The 19,635-nt window shown below is 62.7% G+C and carries 21 protein-coding genes, 1 tRNA gene and 1 riboswitch; of the genes, 7 read left to right on the forward strand and 15 right to left on the reverse strand.

The window, feature by feature from the left end:
- Positions 1-81: 81 nt before the first annotated feature.
- From SJ05684_RS15215 to SJ05684_RS15230, 4 genes are all read right to left on the reverse strand, one after another.
- Positions 82-270: a Trm112 family protein gene (locus SJ05684_RS15215; RefSeq protein ID WP_034852960.1), complete on the reverse strand. Its 189-nt coding sequence runs from the start codon at positions 268-270 to the stop codon at positions 82-84.
- A 9-nt stretch (positions 271-279) separates the two neighbouring features.
- The gene (locus SJ05684_RS15220; RefSeq protein WP_034852958.1) at positions 280-960 is read right to left on the reverse strand and encodes an LON peptidase substrate-binding domain-containing protein; all 681 of its coding nucleotides are present in this window, start codon (positions 958-960) and stop codon (positions 280-282) included.
- Between the two features lie 168 nt (positions 961-1,128).
- Positions 1,129-2,100, reverse strand: a complete 972-nt coding sequence (trxA, locus tag SJ05684_RS15225) for a thioredoxin (protein WP_034852956.1) — start codon at positions 2,098-2,100, stop codon at positions 1,129-1,131.
- A 57-nt stretch (positions 2,101-2,157) separates the two neighbouring features.
- Positions 2,158-2,667 (reverse strand): prolyl-tRNA synthetase associated domain-containing protein, encoded by a 510-nt coding sequence (locus SJ05684_RS15230; RefSeq protein WP_034852955.1) that lies wholly within the window; start codon positions 2,665-2,667, stop codon positions 2,158-2,160.
- A 327-nt stretch (positions 2,668-2,994) separates the two neighbouring features.
- Here SJ05684_RS15230 and SJ05684_RS15235 point away from each other — a divergent pair.
- Positions 2,995-3,069, forward strand: a tRNA-Gly gene (locus SJ05684_RS15235).
- Between the two features lie 379 nt (positions 3,070-3,448).
- Here the strand turns inward: SJ05684_RS15235 and SJ05684_RS15240 are convergent.
- Positions 3,449-4,567, reverse strand: a complete 1,119-nt coding sequence (locus tag SJ05684_RS15240) for a GSCFA domain-containing protein (protein WP_050979941.1) — start codon at positions 4,565-4,567, stop codon at positions 3,449-3,451.
- Between the two features lie 407 nt (positions 4,568-4,974).
- Positions 4,975-5,793 carry a helix-turn-helix transcriptional regulator gene (locus SJ05684_RS15245; RefSeq protein ID WP_034852953.1) on the reverse strand — a complete coding sequence of 273 codons (819 nt, stop codon included), beginning with the start codon at positions 5,791-5,793 and terminating at the stop codon, positions 4,975-4,977.
- Between the two features lie 202 nt (positions 5,794-5,995).
- Here SJ05684_RS15245 and SJ05684_RS15250 point away from each other — a divergent pair, with 202 nt between their 5' ends.
- The 3 genes from SJ05684_RS15250 (at position 5,996) to SJ05684_RS15260 (ending at position 10,055) form a co-directional block, all read left to right on the forward strand.
- Positions 5,996-7,456, forward strand: a complete 1,461-nt coding sequence (locus SJ05684_RS15250; protein WP_034852951.1) for an alanine/glycine:cation symporter family protein — start codon at positions 5,996-5,998, stop codon at positions 7,454-7,456.
- Between the two features lie 176 nt (positions 7,457-7,632).
- Positions 7,633-9,036, forward strand: a complete 1,404-nt coding sequence (aspA, locus tag SJ05684_RS15255) for an aspartate ammonia-lyase (protein WP_034852949.1) — start codon at positions 7,633-7,635, stop codon at positions 9,034-9,036.
- The gene (locus SJ05684_RS15260) at positions 9,033-10,055 is read left to right on the forward strand and encodes a type I asparaginase (RefSeq protein ID WP_034853100.1); all 1,023 of its coding nucleotides are present in this window, start codon (positions 9,033-9,035) and stop codon (positions 10,053-10,055) included. The genes aspA and SJ05684_RS15260 overlap by 4 nt, the downstream gene beginning before the upstream one ends.
- Positions 10,056-10,058: 3 nt before the next feature.
- Here SJ05684_RS15260 and SJ05684_RS15265 read toward each other — a convergent pair whose 3' ends face one another.
- From SJ05684_RS15265 to SJ05684_RS15295, 7 genes are all read right to left on the reverse strand, one after another.
- Positions 10,059-11,075, reverse strand: coding sequence for an aldose epimerase family protein (locus SJ05684_RS15265; protein WP_034852948.1), 1,017 nt, complete (start codon positions 11,073-11,075; stop codon positions 10,059-10,061).
- A 145-nt stretch (positions 11,076-11,220) separates the two neighbouring features.
- Complete coding sequence (locus SJ05684_RS15270) at positions 11,221-12,405, reverse strand: vWA domain-containing protein (protein ID WP_034852946.1); 1,185 nt, start codon at positions 12,403-12,405, stop codon at positions 11,221-11,223.
- 6 nt (positions 12,406-12,411) lie between these two features.
- Entirely contained in the window at positions 12,412-13,338 is a 927-nt protein-coding gene (gene metA, locus SJ05684_RS15275) for a homoserine O-acetyltransferase MetA (RefSeq protein ID WP_034852944.1), read from the reverse strand.
- Between the two features lie 60 nt (positions 13,339-13,398).
- Positions 13,399-13,476: riboswitch (SAM riboswitch) on the reverse strand.
- 215 nt (positions 13,477-13,691) lie between these two features.
- The gene (locus SJ05684_RS15280) at positions 13,692-14,531 is read right to left on the reverse strand and encodes an AAA family ATPase (RefSeq protein WP_034852943.1); all 840 of its coding nucleotides are present in this window, start codon (positions 14,529-14,531) and stop codon (positions 13,692-13,694) included.
- A 16-nt stretch (positions 14,532-14,547) separates the two neighbouring features.
- On the reverse strand, positions 14,548-14,928 hold the full coding sequence (locus SJ05684_RS15285) for a RidA family protein (RefSeq protein ID WP_034852941.1): 381 nt from the start codon (positions 14,926-14,928) through the stop codon (positions 14,548-14,550).
- 9 nt (positions 14,929-14,937) lie between these two features.
- Positions 14,938-15,543: a 3-isopropylmalate dehydratase small subunit gene (leuD, locus tag SJ05684_RS15290; protein ID WP_034852940.1), complete on the reverse strand. Its 606-nt coding sequence runs from the start codon at positions 15,541-15,543 to the stop codon at positions 14,938-14,940.
- A gap of 135 nt (positions 15,544-15,678) precedes the next feature.
- Complete coding sequence (locus SJ05684_RS15295; RefSeq protein ID WP_034852939.1) at positions 15,679-15,924, reverse strand: hypothetical protein; 246 nt, start codon at positions 15,922-15,924, stop codon at positions 15,679-15,681.
- Positions 15,925-16,035: 111 nt separating this feature from the next.
- Here SJ05684_RS15295 and SJ05684_RS15300 point away from each other — a divergent pair, with 111 nt between their 5' ends.
- Positions 16,036-16,941, forward strand: coding sequence for an HpcH/HpaI aldolase/citrate lyase family protein (locus SJ05684_RS15300; protein WP_034853093.1), 906 nt, complete (start codon positions 16,036-16,038; stop codon positions 16,939-16,941).
- Complete coding sequence (locus SJ05684_RS15305) at positions 16,938-17,144, forward strand: DUF1737 domain-containing protein (protein WP_034852937.1); 207 nt, start codon at positions 16,938-16,940, stop codon at positions 17,142-17,144. Before SJ05684_RS15300 ends, SJ05684_RS15305 begins: the two co-directional genes overlap by 4 nt.
- 88 nt (positions 17,145-17,232) lie before the next feature.
- Here SJ05684_RS15305 and SJ05684_RS15310 read toward each other — a convergent pair whose 3' ends face one another.
- Complete coding sequence (locus SJ05684_RS15310) at positions 17,233-17,910, reverse strand: redoxin family protein (RefSeq protein WP_034852935.1); 678 nt, start codon at positions 17,908-17,910, stop codon at positions 17,233-17,235.
- A 160-nt stretch (positions 17,911-18,070) separates the two neighbouring features.
- Positions 18,071-18,505 carry a metallopeptidase family protein gene (locus SJ05684_RS15315; protein ID WP_034852934.1) on the reverse strand — a complete coding sequence of 145 codons (435 nt, stop codon included), beginning with the start codon at positions 18,503-18,505 and terminating at the stop codon, positions 18,071-18,073.
- A gap of 168 nt (positions 18,506-18,673) precedes the next feature.
- On the opposite strand from SJ05684_RS15315, the gene SJ05684_RS30430 reads away from it, so the two are divergent.
- Entirely contained in the window at positions 18,674-19,627 is a 954-nt protein-coding gene (locus tag SJ05684_RS30430) for an ImuA family protein (protein WP_244426606.1), read from the forward strand.
- Positions 19,628-19,635 lie beyond the last annotated feature (8 nt).

Genomic DNA, 19,635 nt, shown 5'->3' on the forward strand with positions numbered 1-19,635 from the left:
CCCCCCCTGCCCCTCCCCGTGCGGCAGGGGTGAGCGGCAAACTGCACCCGAAGATGGAACAATGCCGACTGCAGACGAGCCTCAACCTTCGATCTTGCGCGCCTCGGAGACCAGCATGATCGGCACGCCGTCGCGGATAGGATAGGCGAGACGCGCCTTTTCCGAAACCAGTTCATTGGCTTCCGCGTCGTAGCTGAGGCGCCCTTTCGTCAGCGGGCAGACAAGCAGCTCGAGCAGTTTCGGGTCGACCTTGCTGGCGTTGATGTCCATGGTTGCGTATCACTGCAGAAAGTTGTCCGGATCGCCGAAGTTGCGGGCAAGCACGATTTCGGTAATGGCAATCAGCGTCTCGGCGCGCGTCTTCAGGTCGGGAGCCTCCAACAGCGCCTGCTTTTCCGCCGGCCCGTAGGGGGACATCATCGCCATGGAATTCACCAGCGTCCGGTTGCTCGCCCGCTCGACGCTTTCCCAGTCCGCTTCCAGCTTGTTGGCGTCGAGATAGGCACGGAAGGCGGCGAGAAGCGCCTCGCGGTCGACGAGCCCTTCGTCGTCCCGGCCTTCGAGATCGGTGCCGAAGGGGCCGATGCGGAAGCGGCGATAGCCGCGGGCACCGGCGGCTTCGGCAAATAGGCGAAAGCGACAGACGCCGGTGAGCGAGGTGATGTAGCGACCGTCGCCGGTTTCCGCGAACGAGGTGATGCGGCCGATACAGCCGACCTGGCAAAGGGCCGGCACGGGACCCGGCGCGATATCGCTGCGCCCTTCGGAGAAGGAGGGCTGGACGATGCCGATCAGCCGGTCGCCGGCGAGAGCATCGTCAAACATGGCGATGTAGCGCGGTTCGAAGATGTTGAGCGGAAGTTGTGCACCGGGAAGCAGGAGCGCACCCGTCAGCGGAAATACCGGGAGAATCTCCGGCAAGTCCTGCGGACCGAGATAGCGCGCATTTCCGACATGCATCCTTCAGACCCTGCGGTAACTGCCCTTCCGCGCTTCCTCACGATCGACGCGGCCCCACGCCCAACAAAATGGTGCGTCCCTCGAAAATCTCAAGGGAAAAGCGGGACCCGGATGCGCAAAAATCAGCTGCTGCATGTCTCCTTGGACCGGCCGCCACTCGACCCGGCTTTAGGAAAAGAGCAGCGCCGAGAGCTTGCGCCTGGCCGCGATCGTCGCCGGATCCTTCGGCCCCCAGACCTCGAAGAAGGACAGGAGCTCGCGCCGGGCGGCGTCGTCCTCGAAGCTGCGATCCCGCTTCATGATCAACAGAAGGTGGTCGGCGGCCGCAGCTCTGTCGCCCTCCACGTTGCGGATCTTGGCGAGCTTCAGCCTTGCCGCGTGATCGTCCGGTTCAAGGGCGAGCTGATGCTCCAGCGCCACCGGGTCGCCGAGCTTGCGCGCCTCCTCGATCTGATCCAGCTTTTTCGACACGGCGCTGATGGCTGCGGCCTTGGCGAGCTCTTCCGGCAACTGCGAAAGCGCCTGACGCGCTTCGGCAAGCTGCCCAAGCGCAATCATGCATTCGATCATGCCGGCGATCGCCTCCGGGTTTTCCGGTTCTGCCTGCAGCACGGCGCCGTAGAGGCCGGCGGCGTTCTGCGCATCGCCGGCATCGACGAGCGTCTTGGCCTCCGCAAGCAGGGCTTCCACTTCGGCCTTGGCGTCGTCCACGGCCGGGCCGGCGATTCGATCGATAAATTGCTTGATCTGGCTCTCCGGCACGGCGCCCATGAAACCGTCGACCGGTCGGCCGCCGACGAAGGCGATGACCGCCGGGATCGACTGGATGCCGAGCTGGCCGGCAATCGAGGGATGGTCGTCGATGTTCATCTTGGCGAGCTTCACCCGGCCGGCTGCTTCCTTGACCACCTTTTCGATCACCGGGGTCAGTTGCTTGCAGGGACCGCACCAGGGCGCCCAGAAATCGACCAGGACCGGCTGTTGGCGCGACGCCTCGAGAACGTCGCGGGCGAAGGTGGCGGTCGTCGTCTCCGTGATGAGGTCGCCCGCGCCGCTCGGCGCCGGCTGGCCACCGAACGACGCCGAAGCCGTCATCTGGTTGCCGAAACTTCCTGCAAAGGGATTGTCGCTACCGCCCATTCTTCTCTCCTTGCGGGCTTCGCCCGACCTCATGCTGTCCGCGCCAAAGATCGTATGTCAGGCCGTCACTTTCAAGACAAGCGGTTCGTGGCCGGTCGCCTCCATGAAGCGCAGCATGTCCTTCGACGCGATCGAAGTCGTCTGGTCGTTCGAGAGCGGATGGCAGTTGATCACATCGTACTCCATCAGCGCCTCGTCCAGAATGACCCTCACCTTTCCTTGCGTGTCGTTGATCGCACCAAACGCGGTTACCGCTCCGGGGATCACGCCCAGATATTCCATCAGCTTCTCCGGCTTACCGAAGGAGACCTTGCTTGCTGCGCCGATGGTCTGATGAATGGTCTTCAGGTCCACCGTCGCATTCTCCTCGACGGTCAGAAGGAAATAATTGTCCTTTTTGTCCTTCAGGAACAGGTTTTTTGTATGTCCCCCCGGAATTTCGTCGCGCAGCGCCACGGATTCGGCAACGGTGAAGACCGGCGCGTGCCGTTTGGTCGCGTGCTTGATTCCAAGTTCGTCGAGAAAGCGGAACAGGTCTTCCGCACTCTTCGGCTGTGCCTCGCTCATGTTTTCGATCCCTTTCGACGTCGCGTTTTCCCCTTCCTTACGGAGAAGGCTCGCCCTCCGCAATCTTGGGCGCGGCGGATTCCATGCGCCGGAGCGCCATGCGGGCGGCTGTTGGGCGCATCTTTTCGAGAGTCCACAGGGGCGCGTCCCATGGTGCGGGACAGGAAGTGCGGCGCTCCCCGCCTTTCGTCGCGCGCCAAAAAAATCTTCGCATCGGCGCCATTTCCCTGTTGCATTTGAAAAAGGCTTAGTCCATATACCGCCCGTCGCCGCCAGACGGGGCGGCAACCCACGGTCCACTGACTACCCCGGGCCTGGGTCTGATGAGCGGGTGTAGCTCAGGGGTAGAGCACAACCTTGCCAAGGTTGGGGTCGAGGGTTCGAATCCCTTCGCCCGCTCCAGTTTTCCTTAAGATATCAACACTTTGTCGACGATCGCCGCAAGGCGGATTCGCAATTTTGGTTCCATGTCGCCACGCGTATGGGAAGGAAACAGCCTGCTGAATTAACCCACTTGCCTGAGAAGCGCCTCCGCAAGCACGTGCATGCTGGCGCGAGGCGCTTTCTCGCTTATGCCAATCGATTGTTCTGCCTACGTTGTTCCAGAAGCTCATGCGCTATCAGGCGTAGCGTCTCGTTCCAAAGCACTTCAATAGCGCTCTTATTCAGCCGTTCGATCGCGCGTGCCGACACCGAGCCCGCTTGCCCCAAACAGGGGCGCTTCGCTTTTGCGGCGACTGCCAGGCAAACTTCGTTCCACCGAGCGTTGGCACTCCCGCCTTTAGCGAGACTTAGCCGCCCTCTTGCGCCCGACAAGACGCTTGACGATCCCGCCGAACCTCGAGGCAAATCTTGCCTGTGAAAAAAGCGCATGGTCGTCCAGAGTATTGGCCGACTGCAGTCGGGCGTCCTTCAGCATCTTCTCGGCCTGCTCGATCGTGAGGTCGGTGTTGCAAAAGGTCGCCTGAAACAGATTCATGACCGCAGGCACGATCATGTTCTGCAAGTGCCTGCCATCTTCGACGAAACGGTTCGGAAACGCCTCGTTCACGATCTCGTAGGCGGGGAAATAATAAAGGCGGCCCGCCCATTCATCGCCGCGCTCGCGGACCGTCTCGTCGACGGCGGCCCGGATAATCGCCTTGGATGCCGAGTTGGCCGTCAGGCAGGCGATCGGCCGGAATGTCGCAATGAGCGGAATTGGCGATACGGTGACGACGATCTTCGCCTGAGGCACGTGTTTGCCGATCAGGGTGACGATCTCCTGGATGCAGGCCTTGGTCTCGTCAAAAGTGCAAACACGGAACTTATGCCGGCTCGGATCGTAGTGCTTCATCGGAACGGCCCGCCAGAAAACGCCACCGGTCAACTCGTCGTACCAGATTTCCGAGAGGCCGAACGTCAGAATGAAGACGTCCGTATTCAGGAACACATCGCGGGTGCGCGTCCGGATCTCTTCCGTCAGGTCGAATTCTTCGGCCTTGTAGCCGTGCCAGAGGTTCGTCGGCGGCGCTATGCCTTCGAGCGCCCAGCGAAACTGCTGGGTGATCGAGTGGACGTTGACCAGCCCCTCGCCCATCGACGAAATATAGATGTCTCGGTCGCGGTTCTTGGATACATCGAAACCCAGCTTCGCAAGGTGCTTGCTAATGTTCTCGGCAAAGCACGAACCGAAGGCGGTAACGTTCGTCGTGGGAGAGATGAACGGCTTGTCCGGCGTCCAGCCCTTCAACAGGAATCGCGACGCGAAGTCGTCCTTCACGTGATCGGAGCCGTATGGATTGAAGTTGCTGGCACTGCCCCGGAAAAAGGATGACCCCATCTTCTTGGGAACTTCTCCCGCCGGAACAACGGAGATCGTCTCCTGGATACCTAAATGGTCTATCGCCTTGATTGACATGATGCCCCTTGCCACTTGCCCGCGCGTGGAAGTTATTAGAGTGGGCTTTGTGAGGCAAGCCATTGCGCAAGAGCGTCAACGAGCCGAATTGCACGCTGCCCGATCGCATGAAATGGAAAATGGCGGGTCTAGGCGGCAGCGACAGTTTACTCTAGCTACGGCCACGGACACGGCGCCCATAATCGGATGGTTGCAGGGCGAACGCGCGCAATAGAAACGGCGCCTTGAGCTTTGAGGAGGAGCTGTTCCCGCGCGGCCGACAAACTCAGAGGCAATCTGGAGTTTTCGGAATATGGCCCACCCGGAGAGATAGGGACCAGAACGTACCTAAGACATGGGTGACAACCTCGCGCCGAACGGATTGTCGATGGTCTGCAGGCGCTTCTGTCACGACTTCCCGCGTGTATTCAAACGAACCTTGCCCGAAAAAGCGCTTCGCCTGGAGCGATGTCGTTGGTGATGGCTGCGCGGAGCGCGTCGTCGAGGCGCGGGTCTTCCGGCGCGTAGAGCCCGCAGAGGGAGAGCGCCTGGCGCAGGTCGACGGCGGGGCCGAGATAGTCGTACACCACCCGCGCGCAACAGGGCATGCGCTCGCCGCTGCCGGAAACGCCGAGTTTCAGGCCGGTCAGTCGCGTGATTCGGTTCTTGAAGGAAGGGAACAGAATCGTCTGGCTGATTTCGAGTCCTGTCAGCGTTTCGTAATCGACGAGGAAAATGCGGTCGGTCAGGAAATGCGCCATGCCGCGATAGACGGCGCGATAGGCCTTCTCGCCCGGCCGCTCGACGAGCCGTTCGCTGCGGCGGTAGAAGACGCCCCCCTCGCGCTGCTCGAAGCGGACGAGATTGCGCAGGATCCTGCCCGGATAGGCCATCGAGCAATAGGTCTCGAAGTAATAGCCGAGATACTTGTCCAGACCGGCGCTGCCGATCGCTTTCAGCCGGCCGAAATGCGCGGCTTCGGGCGGCCTGGCAGGGCCTTCGCTATGCGGTGCGCGCGGGCGCAGCCGCACCAGTTCCGCGAAGCGGGCAGCCGGCAGCAGGATTTCATGTTCCTCGACGCCGAAGAAATCGCAGAGCCGCCGCAGGATGTGGGCCGAAGGCAGGTACCGCCCGCCGAGATAGCGGTTGAATTGCGGCCGGTTGATCTTCAGTTGCCGGCAGACTTCGGCGATGGAACCGCGATAGCTGCACAGAAGCCGGAGATTGGCGGCGAAATCCTGATGCATCCCCTCCCCCCATGCGCCAAAAAGCGAAAGCGCATTTTGGCGCGGACACTGCACCAGAACGCGCCAATTGGCAACAGGCCGGCAAATTGCAACACCGGGTTTCAACCGGCATAGCGGTTGCGGGAGACTAGCAGGCTTTCGGCGCCGGGCCGGGAAGCCATCCAGCGCGCCGTCCGTGCCGGCGCACAACGGGAGGACATGTATGCTCGATTTTCTCAATGATCTCTTGTGGAGCAGGGTGCTGATCGTGGTTCTGATCGGCCTTGGCCTGTGGTTCACCTTTGCCTCGCGCTTCGTGCAGCTTCGCTATTTCGGCCGGATGTTCCGCATTCTTGGTTCCGGGCAGGTCTTCGCCGGCGGATCCGATGGCCACCTCTCCTCATTCCAGGCGCTGATGCTCTCGGTCGCCGGCCGAGTCGGCGGCGGCAATATCGCCGGCGTTGCCGTGGCGATCACGCTTGGCGGCCCGGGCGCGGTCTTCTGGATGTGGGTCGTCGGCCTCATCGGCATGGCGACGAGCTTCTTCGAATGCACCCTGGCGCAGGCCTACAAGCGCGCCGAACCGGATGGAACCTATCGCGGCGGCCCGGCCTACTACATCGCCCACGGCCTCGGCGAGCGTTGGAAATGGCTTGCGGCCCTCTATTCGGTGCTGCTGCTCGTCACTTTCGGCTTCGGCTTCAACGGCGTGCAGGCCTATTCGGTCGCCACTTCGCTCAACGACGCCTTCGGCGTGCCGGTGATGGCGATCGGCGTCGGCATCGCCGTGCTGGTCGGCATCATCATCGCCGGTGGCGTCCGGCGCATTGCCCGCATTGCCGACGTGCTGGTGCCGGCTATGGCGCTCGGCTATATCGCCATGGCGCTGGTCGTGCTCGCGCTGAACTTCGACGCGCTCCCCGCCACGCTCACGCTGATCGTCAAGAGCGCCTTCGGGTTGGAGCCGGCGGTCGGCGGCGGCATCGGCGCGGCGATCGTCATGGGCGTCAGGCGCGGCCTCTTCTCCAACGAAGCCGGCCTCGGCAGCGCCCCGAATGTCGCGGCCGTCGCCGAAGTCCCGCATCCCGCCTCGCAGGGCGTCGTCCAAGCTTTCTCCGTCTTCATCGACACGCTGATCGTCTGCTCCTGCACCGCCTTCATCATCCTGCTCGGCGACGTCTATCGCCCGGGTGCCGAGGATGTTGGCGGCATCGCACTGGCACAAGCCTCGCTTGCCAGTCATATCGGCGAATGGGGCCGGATCTTCGTCAGCATTGCGATGATGCTCTTCGGTTTCACCACGATGATCTACAACTACTATCTGGGCGAGAACAGCCTCGCCTGGATCGGCGGACAGAACAGGCCACTGATCATCGTCTATCGTATCGCGGTGATCGGCCTCTGCGGCTGGGGCGCCACCTCCGACCTCGGCACCATCTTCGCCTTTGCCGACGTCACCATGGGCCTGCTCGCGCTCGTCAACCTCTTCGCGCTCGTCATGCTCTTCAAGCCGGCTCTCAAGTTGATGCAGGACTACGACAGCCAGCTTGCGAAGGGTGCCGGGGAGCCGGTCTTCGATCCGGAAAAGTTCGGCTATGCCGGTATCGACCGCAGGGCCTGGAGCGGCGCGGCGTGGGGCCAGGAACCCGAAGCCGTAGCCGCAGGCGGGAGCGCGCGCGCCTGAGCAGGTTTCGGAAAGTCGAAAGCTTTTCGATAGACCTGCGAGCGACGCCAACCGGAAACGAGCAGATCGAGCGGGAAAGCGCCGGAGAACCGCAGACAGTTTTCCGTTTCCCGCTCTAAACCTATCCAGGGCCGGGACCGCCGGCTCCTACGTTTCAATCCATGCGAGCCAACGACATGAAGATGCGCATCGAACACGACCTGCTCGGCGACCGGGAGGTGCCGGCGGACGCCTGGTACGGCGTCCAGACGCTCCGGGCAGTCGAGAACTTTCCGATCACCGGCGTGCCGATCAGCCATTTTCCGCATTTCGTCGCGGCATTGGCCATGGTCAAGGCGGCGGCCGCGCGTGCCAATCGCGACCTCGGCCTCATCGCGCCGCAGAAGGCCGAGGCGATCATCGCCGCCTGCGAGGAGATCGTCGCCGGTCGGCTCAACGATCAATTCGTCGTCGACTTGATCCAGGGCGGCGCCGGCACGTCCACCAACATGAATGCCAATGAGGTGATCGCCAATCTCGCGCTCGAGAAGCTCGGGCATCCCAAGGGAGCCTACGGCCACCTGCATCCGAACGACGACGTGAACAGGTCGCAATCGACCAACGACGCCTACCCGACCGCCGTCTGCCTCGGTCTGCAATTCGCCGCCGAGCCGCTGGTGGCGGCGATCGCTTCGCTTCAGCAATCGCTTGCGGAAAAGGGGCAGGAATTCGCCGACGTCATCAAGATGGGCCGCACCCAGCTTCAGGATGCGGTACCGATGACGCTCGGCCAGGAATTCGACGCCTTCGCCGTCAATCTCGGGGAGGATATCGATCGCATCGGCGAGATCCTGCGCCTTCTCTGCGAGGTCAATCTGGGTGGCACCGCCATCGGCACGGGCCTCAACACCCATCCGGATTATGCCGTTCTCGCGGTTCGCCATCTCGCCGAAATTTCGGGCAAGCCGGTGGTGCCGGCCGCCAACCTGATCGAGGCGACCTCGGACATGGGTGCCTTCGTGCTCTTTTCCGGCCTGCTCAAACGGATGGCGATCAAGCTTTCGAAGCTTGCCAACGATCTGCGACTGCTGTCGAGCGGACCGCGCGCCGGGCTAGGCGAGATCGTCCTGCCGGCGATGCAGCCCGGCTCGTCGATCATGCCCGGCAAGGTCAACCCGGTCATTCCCGAGGCGGTGAACCAGGTTGCCTATCAGGTCATCGGCAACGACCTTGCCGTGACGCTCGCGGCCGAAGCCGGCCAACTCCAGCTCAATGCCATGGAGCCGCTGATCGTCTATAACCTGTTCTCGTCGCTCAAGATGCTGGCGACCGCCTGCCGCATCCTCGAAGAGCGCTGCATCCGCGGCATCCGCGCCAATCGCGAGCAGTGCCGCCGGCACGTGGAACAGAGCATCGGTATCGTTACCGCTCTCGTGCCCCATATCGGCTACGCCAACGCCACCCGCATCGCCGCCGAGGCACTTGCAAACGGCGCCACCGTTGTTGACCTGGTGGCGGCGGAGGGTCTGTTGACACTGGACGAACTCGCAAGGCTCCTGAGCCCACAGGCAATGCTCAGTCCCGGGGCATGTATCGCATGAGCCGCCGCGTCCTCATCCTGCATACAGGCGGCACCATCGGCATGGAAGCCGCGCCCGGCGGCCTCAAGCCTATGGCCGGCTTCAGCGCCCTGCTCAAGCGCCGGCTCGGCGAAACGGCCTCGGCCACGCCGCTCCCCGATTGCGACGTCGTCGAACTCGACAGGCTGATCGACAGCGCCAATCTGCAGCCGGCGCAATGGCCGGTCATTGCCGGCGAGCTCGTCCGCCGCTGGGATGCCTATGACGGCTTCGTCGTGCTGCACGGCACCGACACCATGGCATGGACCGCTTCGGCGCTCTCCTTTATGCTGCGCGGCCTCGACAAGCCCGTGATCCTGACGGGTGCGCAGATTCCGCTGACGGCGCCGCGCAGCGATGGACTCGAAAATCTCGAAATGGCGCTGATCCTCGCCGCGCAGCATCCGCTCCGCGAGGTGGCTCTCTGTTTCGGCCGCAAGCTCTTCCGCGGCAACCGCAGCCGCAAGATCGCGACCGACCGATTCGATGCCTTCGACTCGCCCAACTATCCGGCGATCGCCGAGGCCGGCATCAACATCGTGCTGCATAGGGAGCTGTTGCTAGCCGCCGAGCCGAAGGCCTTCTTTCTGCCGGACCATTTCGATCCGGAGGCCGTGGCGGTGCTCACCATCCACCCCGGCCTTTCGCCGCGCGTCGTCGAGGCGGTGCTCTCCGATTCGATGCTCAGCGGGGTGGTGCTGCGCAGCTACGGCGTCGGCAACGTGCCGGAAGCAAACGCGCGGCTGCTCGCCGCCCTGGGAGCGGCAGTCAAGCGCGGCGTGACGGTGGTCAACACGACGCAATGCGTGATCGGTGCGGTGGCCCAGGACACCTATGCCACAGGCGCCGCGCTTGCCCGCATCGGCGCCGTATCGGGCGCCGACATGACGCTCGAGGCGGCCTTTGCCAAGCTGCACGTGTTGATCGCCGAGGGATTACCGCCCGAGGACATCCGCGCCCGCATGGCGGCGCCGCTCGCGGGCGAGATGATCGCCGGTTGATGCTCAGCTCTTCGTGAAAACGTAGTCGGTCTCCTGGCGGAGCGTTTCGCCCGGGCGCAGCACCGCCTTCGGGAAGCCGTTGTGGTTGATGGCGTCCGGCCAGATCTGGGTTTCGAGACAGAAGCCGGCGAAGGGGCCATAGGGGCGGCCTTCGAGACCCGGAGCCGAGACGTTGAGCTTGCTGCCGGTATAGAGCTGGACGCCCGGCTCGGTGGTCAGTACCTCCAGCGACACGCCGGAGCCGATGCTGCGCACCAACGCCACGGATCGCTTCGCCATGCGCTCGGCCGAGAGGCAGAAATTGTGGTCATAGGCAATCCCGTTGCCTTCCATCTGCCGCCGCATCGAGGTCATCTCCCTGAGGTCGAAGACGGTGCCCGCAACGGGACGGATTTCGCCGGTCGGGATCAGACGCTCGTCCACCGGCAGGTAATGGTCGGCGGCGATCATGATGTCATGCCCGAGCGCGTCGACGCTGCCGTCGAGGTTGAAGTAGCTGTGCTGGCATATATTGGCGAGCGTCGGCGCGTCGGTGACGGATTCATAAAGGACGTTCAACATGCCGCCGGGCTTCAGCCGATAGGTGCAGGTGATCGTGCAATTGCCCGGATAGCCGGCCCGGCCATCGGGATCGGTGATCCTGAGCGTGACGCTGTCCGCTGTCCTCTCGACGATCGTCCAGTTGCGCTTGCCGATATTGTCGCTGCCGCCATGCAGATGCGTGACGCCCTTCTCGTTGAGCTCGAGCTGATAGGATTTGCCGTCGAGCGTGAAGTGTCCGGCGCCGATCCGGTTGGCGTTGCGGCCGGGGGTGGCGCCGAAATAGGAGGAATAGGCGGGATAGCTGTCGAAATCCTCAAAGCCGAGAACGAGCGGCGGCGCGTGGCCGTCGAGCCTGAGATCCTGGATAACGGCCCCCCAACTGAGAACCTTCGCCGTCAGCCCGCCACCATTGAGGGTCACGCGGTGGACCGGCTCGCCGGAAGGCAGGTGGCCGAAGACGTCCGTGTCGGTGCTCATTCTTTCTCCCTCGCTCCTACAGCGCCGCCCGGTCTTTTCAGACGCGCAAAGGTCGCTGTAACTCTTTGTATCTACGCATCGAGCTAACCCGTGCACTTGCCGGCGCCAAACTGCGTCATTTCCGCCAATGCGGCAACGGGAAAGTTCAGCGAGACAATTCCTTGGTCGCCGCCTGCAGGCCGGCGAGCGTCAGCGGAAACATCCGCCCTTGCATTAGCGTGTCGATCATGCCGACGGAATGCGTATGACGCCAATGTTCCTCCGGTACCGGATTGAGCCAGACCGAGCGGGGAAAATGTGCGGTGATGCGCTGAAGCCATAAGGCGCCCGGCTCGTCGTTCCAATATTCGACGGAGCCGCCCGGATGGCTGATCTCATAGGGGCTCATCGAGGCATCGCCGACGAAGATCGCGCGATAGTCGCCACCATAGGTGCGCAGCAGGTCCGCCGTGCGGGTGATGTCGGCGCGGCGACGGCGGTTGTCCTTCCACAGGCCCTCATAGATGCAATTGTGGAAGTAGAAATAGTCCATGTGCCGGAACTCGGCCCGCGCCGCCGAGAACAGTTCCTCGACGACACGGATATGGTCGTCCATCGAGCCGCCGACATCGAAGAACATCAGCAGCTTGACGGCGTTGCGCCGTTCCGGCCGGGTCACGACGTCGAGATAGCCGTGTTCGGCGGTCGAGCGGATCGTGCCGGAGAGATCGAGCTCCTCGGCCGCACCCTCGCGCACCCAGCGCCGGAGCCGCTTCAGCGCAACCTTGATGTTGCGGGTGCCGAGCTCGACCCTGTCGTCGTAATCCTTGAATTCGCGCCGGTCCCAAACCTTGACGGCGCGTCGGTGGCGCGAGCCCTCCTGGCCGATCCGCACTCCCTCGGGATTGTAGCCATAGGCGCCGAAGGGCGAAGTGCCGGCGGTGCCGATCCATTTCGAGCCGCCTTGATGGCGGCCGGTCTGCTCGGCAAGGCGCTGGCGCAGCGTCTCCATCAGCTTGTCGAAGCCGCCAAGCGCCTCGACGAGCTTCTTTTCCTCTTCGGTCAGATATTTCTCGGCGAGCCTTCTCAGCCACTCCCCGGGAATCGCGGTCTGCCCAAGCCCTTCCGCCGGAGACACCGCCTCAAGCCCTGAGAAGCGGTGCCGGAACACCCGGTCGAACCGATCGATATGGCGCTCGTCCTTCACCAGCACCGCCCGTGCCAGGAAGTAGAAGGCCTCGACGTCAAAGGCGGCGATCCCCATCTCCATCCCCTCGATCAGCGACAGGAATTCCCGGAGCGTCACCGGGACTTTTTCCGCCTTCAGTTCGAGGAAGAAGGGAAGGAACATGGAGATTCAACGTTCTCCCGTGCCTATCTTCGCGAGTTCGTACGGCGTCGTCTGGTAGATCTCGTTGATCCAGTTGCCGAAGAAGAGATGCGCGTGGCTCCGCCAGCGGTTCTGCGGCGGCAGCGTCGCATCGTTGTGCGGGAAATAGTCGTGCGGCAGCTTGATCGGCACGCCGGCATCCACGTCGCGGAAATACTCGTCCGACAGCGACGTCGAATCATATTCGACGTGGTTGAACATGTAGAGCCGGTTACACGTCTGCTCGTGCACGAGGCAGACGCCCATCTCCTTCGATTCCATGAGGATTTCGAGGCCCGGCACCCGCTCGATATCGGCGCGGCGCACCTCCGTCCAGCGCGAGACGGGCACGGCGAAATCATCGGAAAAGCCGTTTAGATAGACCGAGGAAGGCTTCAGGTTCTGGTGCCGGTAGACGCCGAAGGCCTTTTCGTTCAGCGAATATTTCGGGACGCCGTGGAAATGGTAGATCGCCGCCATCGCGCCCCAGCAGACATTCATGGTCGAATGCACGTTGGTCGCCGTCCAGTCGAAGATGCGCTTGAGCTCTTCCCAGTAGGTGACCTCTTCATAGTCGAGCGTCTCGACCGGCGCGCCGGTGATGATGAAGCCGTCGAACTTGCGCCCCTTCACCTCCTCCCAGGTCTCGTAGAAGGCGAGCAGGTGATCCTCGGGCGTATTCTTCGGCCGGTAGCCATTGACCCGCACCAGCGACAGCTCCACCTGCAATGGGGTGGCACCGATCAGCCGCGCCATCTGGATCTCGGTCTTGATCTTGTTCGGCATGAGATTGAGGAGCCCGATCTGAAGCGGGCGGATGTCCTGACGGATCGCCATGGTCTCGGTCATCACCCGCACACCCTCGTTGACCAGGGTTTCGAAGGCGGGCAGCGTATCGGGAATCTTGATGGGCATGGGCTCCACTCGATCAATACAAAAAAACCGGCGGCGAGATCATCGCGACCGGTCCTCGGAAATCCGTTCTCCTCGGCCCTTTAGCGACTTCTTTAACGTGGCTGCAAGCCGGCCGGCCAAATCACCACGGGATCGTTGATAGCGCGGGGAATGCCGCATGGTCAACGAAAAACGTTTGCAGATGGCCGGCGAACGGCGCGTTGAAGCACGCGTTTATTCATGAGCAGGCTACCGACTTGTGCAGCAGGGGCAATCCATCCCGCATTCCGTAACCGAGCCGACGTCTTGCCGTCTCCTGTGGACCCTCGCCCGGTTCCATCGTGCAGCCCCGCACCTGCAGTTCGGCGCCGGCCTCATCCGTCGCGGTGTGCCATGAAGGCCAGGCGCTCGAAGAGATGCACGTCCTGCTCGTTCTTCAAGAGCGCACCGTGGAGCTTCGGCAGCATGGATTTCGGATCGGCGCGGAGATCGGCGGGATCGATCTCGTCGGCGACAAGGAGGCGTATCCAGTCGAGCGCCTCGGAGGTGGAAGGCTTCTTCTTCAAGCCAGGCACCTCGCGAATGCCGTAGAAGGCGGAGAGCGCCGCCGAAAGCAGGGTCTTGCGGATGCCCGGATAATGCACCTCGACGATGCGGCCGAGCGTTTCGGCGTCGGGAAAGCGGATGAAGTGGAAGAAGCAGCGGCGCAGAAAGGCGTCCGGCAGTTCCTTTTCGTTATTGGAAGTGATGATGACGATCGGCCGGTGGCAGGCTCGGATGGTCTCGCCGGTTTCGTAGACGTGGAACTCCATCCGGTCGAGTTCCTGCAGCAGATCGTTCGGAAACTCGATATCCGCCTTGTCGATCTCGTCGATCAGGAGCACCGCCCTCTGCGGCGCCTCGAAGGCCTGCCAGAGCTTGCCCATGCGGATGTAGTTACGGACGTCGTTGACGCGCTCGTCGCCAAGCTGGCTGTCGCGCAGCCGTGAGACCGCGTCGTATTCATAAAGCCCCTGCTGCGCCTTGGTCGTCGACTTGACGTTCCATTCGATGAGCTCGAGGCCGAGTGCTGCGGCGATCTGGCGGGCAAGCTCGGTCTTGCCAGTGCCAGGTTCACCTTTGACCAGCAGCGGCCGCTCCAGCCGGATCGCTGCATTGACGGCAACCATCAGGTCCTTGTCGGCGATATAGTCGGCGGTGCTCTCGAACTGCATCGGCTCCTCGATCTCCTCAGCCCTTGAGCGCCGTGACCTCGATTTCGATCAGCATTTCCGGGCGGATCAGATCACAGACAATCATCGTCGCGGCCGGGCGGATGTCGCCGAACACCTCGCCGAAGAACGGAAAGACACGGTCGGCGAAGCTGGCATCCGTGACGTAGTAGTGATTGCGCACGACATCCGAAAGCAAGAAGCCTGCCTCTTTGAGGGCGCCCTCGATCGTCTTCAGACAATTGCGCGCCTGCTCCTCCACCGTCTCCGGCATGGTCATGGTGGCATAATCGTAGCCGGTCGTGCCGGAGACGAAGCACCAGTCGCCCTTGACGACGGCACGCGAGTAGCCTGCCGCCTTCTCGAAGGGCGAACCGGAGGAGATGAGCGTGGCCGCCATCCCGCGCGCTTACGCCCAGGGCCGGGACGTGGCAGTTGCCTTCTCGAAATTGTCGATGGCGCCCGCTTTTTCGAGCGTCAGGCCGATATCGTCGAGGCCGTTCAGCAGGCAATGGCGCTTGAAGGCGTCGATCTCGAACTTGATCGAACCGCCATCCGGGCCGGTGATCTCCTGCGCCTCGAGATCGACGGTGAGCACCGCGTTGGAGCCGCGGCTGGCGTCGTCCATCAGCTTGTCGAGGTCCGCCTGGCTGACGACGATCGGCAGGATGCCGTTCTTGAAACAGTTGTTGTAGAAGATATCGGCGAACGAGGTCGAGATAACGCAGCGGATGCCGAAATCGAGGAGTGCCCAGGGCGCGTGTTCGCGCGAGGAGCCGCAACCGAAATTGTCGCCGGCGACGAGAATCCTGGCGTCCTTATAGGCCGGCTTGTTGAGCACGAAATCCGGGTTCGGCGTGCCGTCCTCGTTGTAGCGGGATTCGGCGAAAAGCCCCTTGCCGAGACCGGTGCGCTTGATCGTCTTCAGGTAATCCTTCGGAATGATCATGTCCGTGTCGACATTGACGACGGGCAAGGGCGCGGCAACGCCGGTGAGCTTGACGAACTTTTCCATGTCTTGGCCTTCGATTTCAGCGGGAGTGTTGGCAGAAGCGTTTAGATCAGTTTTGCGCCGAATTGAAGGAGAATCTGCGCTTGCCGGGCCCGGTTTCTGAGCAGCGCGGCATGCGGGCGGCCGCTCCCGGACATTTCACAGATCGATGATCGTGCCGCGGCCGTCGTTCCAGATCCGCATTTCGCGCTCTCGTCCGGTGTAAGCCGCGCGGGCATGCGCATGCCGCGGCCGCCGGCCGAGCCTCGCGGCAATCGCGCCGCCGACAGCGACTGCGGCGGCGATGCCGGCAAGCGCCAGGGCGAGTGAAGCAGTGAAGACGAGTGCCGCCATCGAGAGGACGATGGCTGCCACCGTGAACAGTACAGAGCGGATGCTGCGCATAGTGATTACCTTTCTATACCGCATGTGGGGGTGCGCCCGCGCGCTTGCAAGGGGCGCAGGAGAAGGGGTGCCGTCTTGCGCGAAAACGCAAAGGCGGGCACAACGAGGCGTATGACACGAACGACCGATCACCATCCCGTGCGGCTGCGCCGCTCCGTGCTCTCCGTTCCCGCGGACAACCCCCGCGCGCTCGCCAAGGTCAGAGATCTGGCCGCGGATGCCGTCATCTTCGATCTCGAGGATGCCGTGGCGCTCGAGCGCAAGAAAGAGACGCGCGACGCACTGGTACGGCATCTTTCCGAACACCGCCCGGAGATCGAGACGATCATCCGCATCAACAGGACGGAGGCGGGTTTCGACGGGCTGGATCTTGCCGCCGCACTCGCGGTCAATCCCGATGCGATCCTCCTGCCCAAGGTCGAAGTCCCCGCCGACATTCAGGCCGCCCTCGACTGGCTGGCGGAACAGGACGCGCCGGAAAGCGTGAGGCTCTGGGCGATGATCGAGACGCCGCGCGGCGTGATCAATGCGCCGGCGATCGCCGAGACCGGGCGCACGCGCGCCGGTCGGCTCGACTGTCTCGTCGTCGGCCTCAACGACCTGAGAAAGGCCACGGGCGCGGCGGACCTCCCGGACCGTCCCTATCTCCTGCCTTGGCTGATGCAGATCCTCCTCGCCGCGCGCGGCAGCGGCCTCGACGCCGTCGATGCGGCCTTCAACGACTTCCGCGATGCACAAGGCTTCGAAGCCGAATGCCGGCAGGGGCGCGACATGGGCTATGACGGCAAGATGCTGATCCATCCCGCCCAGATCGCTTGCGCCAACGACGCCTTCGGCATCGACGACGCGGCGCTTGCAGAGGCGCGGACGATCATCGCCGCCTTTGCCCTGCCTGAAAATGCCGGCAGGGGCGTGATCAACCTCAACGGCCGCATGGTGGAGCGGCTGCATCTCGAAGAGGCGCAGAAACTCGCCGCCAAGGCGGACATCATCGAAACACGAAAGGCAAGATCGTGAAACTCTATCGCTTTCTGACCGGCCCCGACGACGCCTCCTTCTGCCACAAGGTGACGGCGGCACTGAACCAGGGCTGGGAACTCCACGGCGACCCGAGCTACGCCTTCAACGCCGACACCCAGCATATGCAGTGCGGCCAGGCGGTGGTGAAGGAAGTGTCGGGCAAGGACTACCATCCGGAAATGAAGCTCTCGGAGCAGTGAGGCGACGATCGAGCGCGTTGGAGTCCTGATCCCCAGCAGTCTTGCGGGCGAACGGTTCTACAGCGCGACGGTCCGACTTCTCGCTGCATCATGAAAGTTGGGAAGCTGCCGAGATCAATTCTTCAGGATTCAACGCCCGGCATACATTTCGGCCATCCTCTTCGACTTCGGTGAAACTCCAGCGCACCACGCCGTCGCGATCGAGCAGGAAATGGCCGACAAGCTGCATATGACCGGGTATCCGCACCTGTTGATCGGCTTCTGTGATTTCATACCCGTCCTTTTTGTCGAGAAGGTCGCCCCCGGTGGCGGGATCCATTGGCTCAGGCAGTTCCCCCGGCCAATCGACCCGCATGGCTGTGACTGCGTCCATTCCGACGCTGTGCGGCCAGTCGGTCTCGTTCTGCGTGAACTCGAGGAGAGGTAGGCCGAAGACGCGGTGCGAAGCTCGCTCAGTGTCGGATGCTGCGAGAAGGCCGGGTATCGGCTGATAGCGGAAATAAAGGCGCGCGCGTTCCACCGGGGTGTTTACCACCGCTAGAGAGGCGACGCCTTTCTCGCTGAGGGCCGGGTTGAGCCGGGCCATCGCTGCGACATGGCGTCGGCAGAACGGACAAAGCAGCCCCCGAAACAAACCGATCAACAAGGGGCTACGGCCGCGAAAATCATCAAGCGCGATCCTGCCTTCGCGCGAAATCGCGTCCAGCACAATGTTCGGGGCCTTGTCGCCCGGCTGTAACGGATGATCTGGATAGTGCGCAGACATGGTCGACCTCCTCGCCCGAAGGACCAGTCAAGAAAAGGCAGTATGACTCAGGATCGAAGCGAGAATGGGCCCATATTCGCCGACGGGCAAGCGTAAACAGTAGATTGCGATCCCTGTCGCGGCGAATAGCGCGTCGGATAAAGCGCAGCGCTAGGTGCGCTTAGCCGCCCAGATGCTCGACGCTCGCCTCGATCCGCTCCATGTCGTCGTCGGAGAGGCCGAAATGGTGGCCGATCTCATGGATCAGCACATGGGTGATGATGTCGCCCAGCGTTTCGTCGTTTTCCGCCCAATAGTCCAGGATCGGGCGGCGGTAGAGGATGATCCGGTTCGGCAACTCGCCGGTTTCGAGCGTGAAGCGTTCGCCGATGCCACGGCCTTCGAACAGGCCGAGCAGGTCGAAGGGCGTCTCAAGCGCCATGTCTTCGAAGACATCGTCGCTGGGGAAGTCGGCAACTTCGATGGTGAGATCCGTCGTCAGCTTGCGGAATTCCTCCGGCAGATGGCTGTAGGCTTCAAACGCAAGCTGTTCGAATATCGTAAGCGTCGGTGCGTGGCGTTCCCGCCAATCTTCGGTCTGGTCTCTGCGGGCCATGGGCACTCCTTGTCGCCCTCATATAGCGGTTTCGCCTTTGTTTTTCGAGTGTTGAATTCCACCCGGACTGGGCAAGGAATAAATTCTTATATCATGACTGTTGACTCTTTCCGCAAGCTCTGGAATCCATAAGAACATAAAGTGAACATATGATCGGAGTTGACCGTCATGGCCGAGAACGCCGTGCAACGGCAAACCATTCTTTCCCTTCGTGAAAGCATAGCACGGATTGAAAACGGCTGCTCGTCCGCCGTCGTGCCGGGGACCCGGGATGCCGATCCCGCCGGCTTTCGCCGCGGCCGGGAGAGAGCGCCGGACCGCCAGGTCATGCCCTTTGGAATTCCCTCGCTCGACGATGTGCTCAAAGGCGGGCTGCCGCTCGGGGGAATGGTGGAAATCCGCAATGGGGAAACGCGCGATGCAGGCGCGGCGGTCGGCTTCGTCATGGCGCTTGCCGTTCTGTACCAGCAGCGGAGGAAGGAAAAGGGCCATCTCGCCCCGGTCCTGTGGATCAGCCAGGCGCTTGCCGCCCGCGAGGCCGGCAATCCGTATGCCCCCGGACTGAGAAGCTACGGGCTCGACGCGGAACGGCTCCTCTTCGTGTCCGCGGGCAAGGTCAAGGATGCGCTCTGGATCGCCGAGACGGCGCTTTCGGTGCCGGTCTTCGCAACGGTCGTGCTGGAAATCCGCGGCAATCCCGCCTCTCTCGCCTTGAGCGAGAGCCGGCGCCTGCACGTGAAGGCGCGGGCGGGCCAAGTTCCGCTTCTTCTCTTCCGACAGGCGGGGGAAGAGGAGGCGAGCAGCGCCTTTTTCCGCTTTCAGATCAAGCCGGCACCGGCCGGCGAACGTCCCCTCCCCGACGGCTTGATGCTTTGCGGCAGCGTCGGCCATCCGAGCTTTCACCTTCTTGTCGAAAAAAACAGGGCGTCTGCCCCTCACGACATCTTTCTCGAATGGAACGCCCATGACCGCCGCTTCTCCCCCCTCAATGAGCGCCGAAGCGCCGCTCTTCAGGCAAACGACCAGCCAGAGAATCCTGGCGATCCACTTTCCGCATCTGCCGGCCGATCGCGTCGCGCGCAGCCGTTGGGGCGCCTCCTGGCTTTCGCGCGGGCGTCCTGATCACCCGC

Source organism: Sinorhizobium sojae CCBAU 05684 (genome assembly GCF_002288525.1).
GTDB classification, from domain to species: domain Bacteria; phylum Pseudomonadota; class Alphaproteobacteria; order Rhizobiales; family Rhizobiaceae; genus Sinorhizobium; species Sinorhizobium sojae.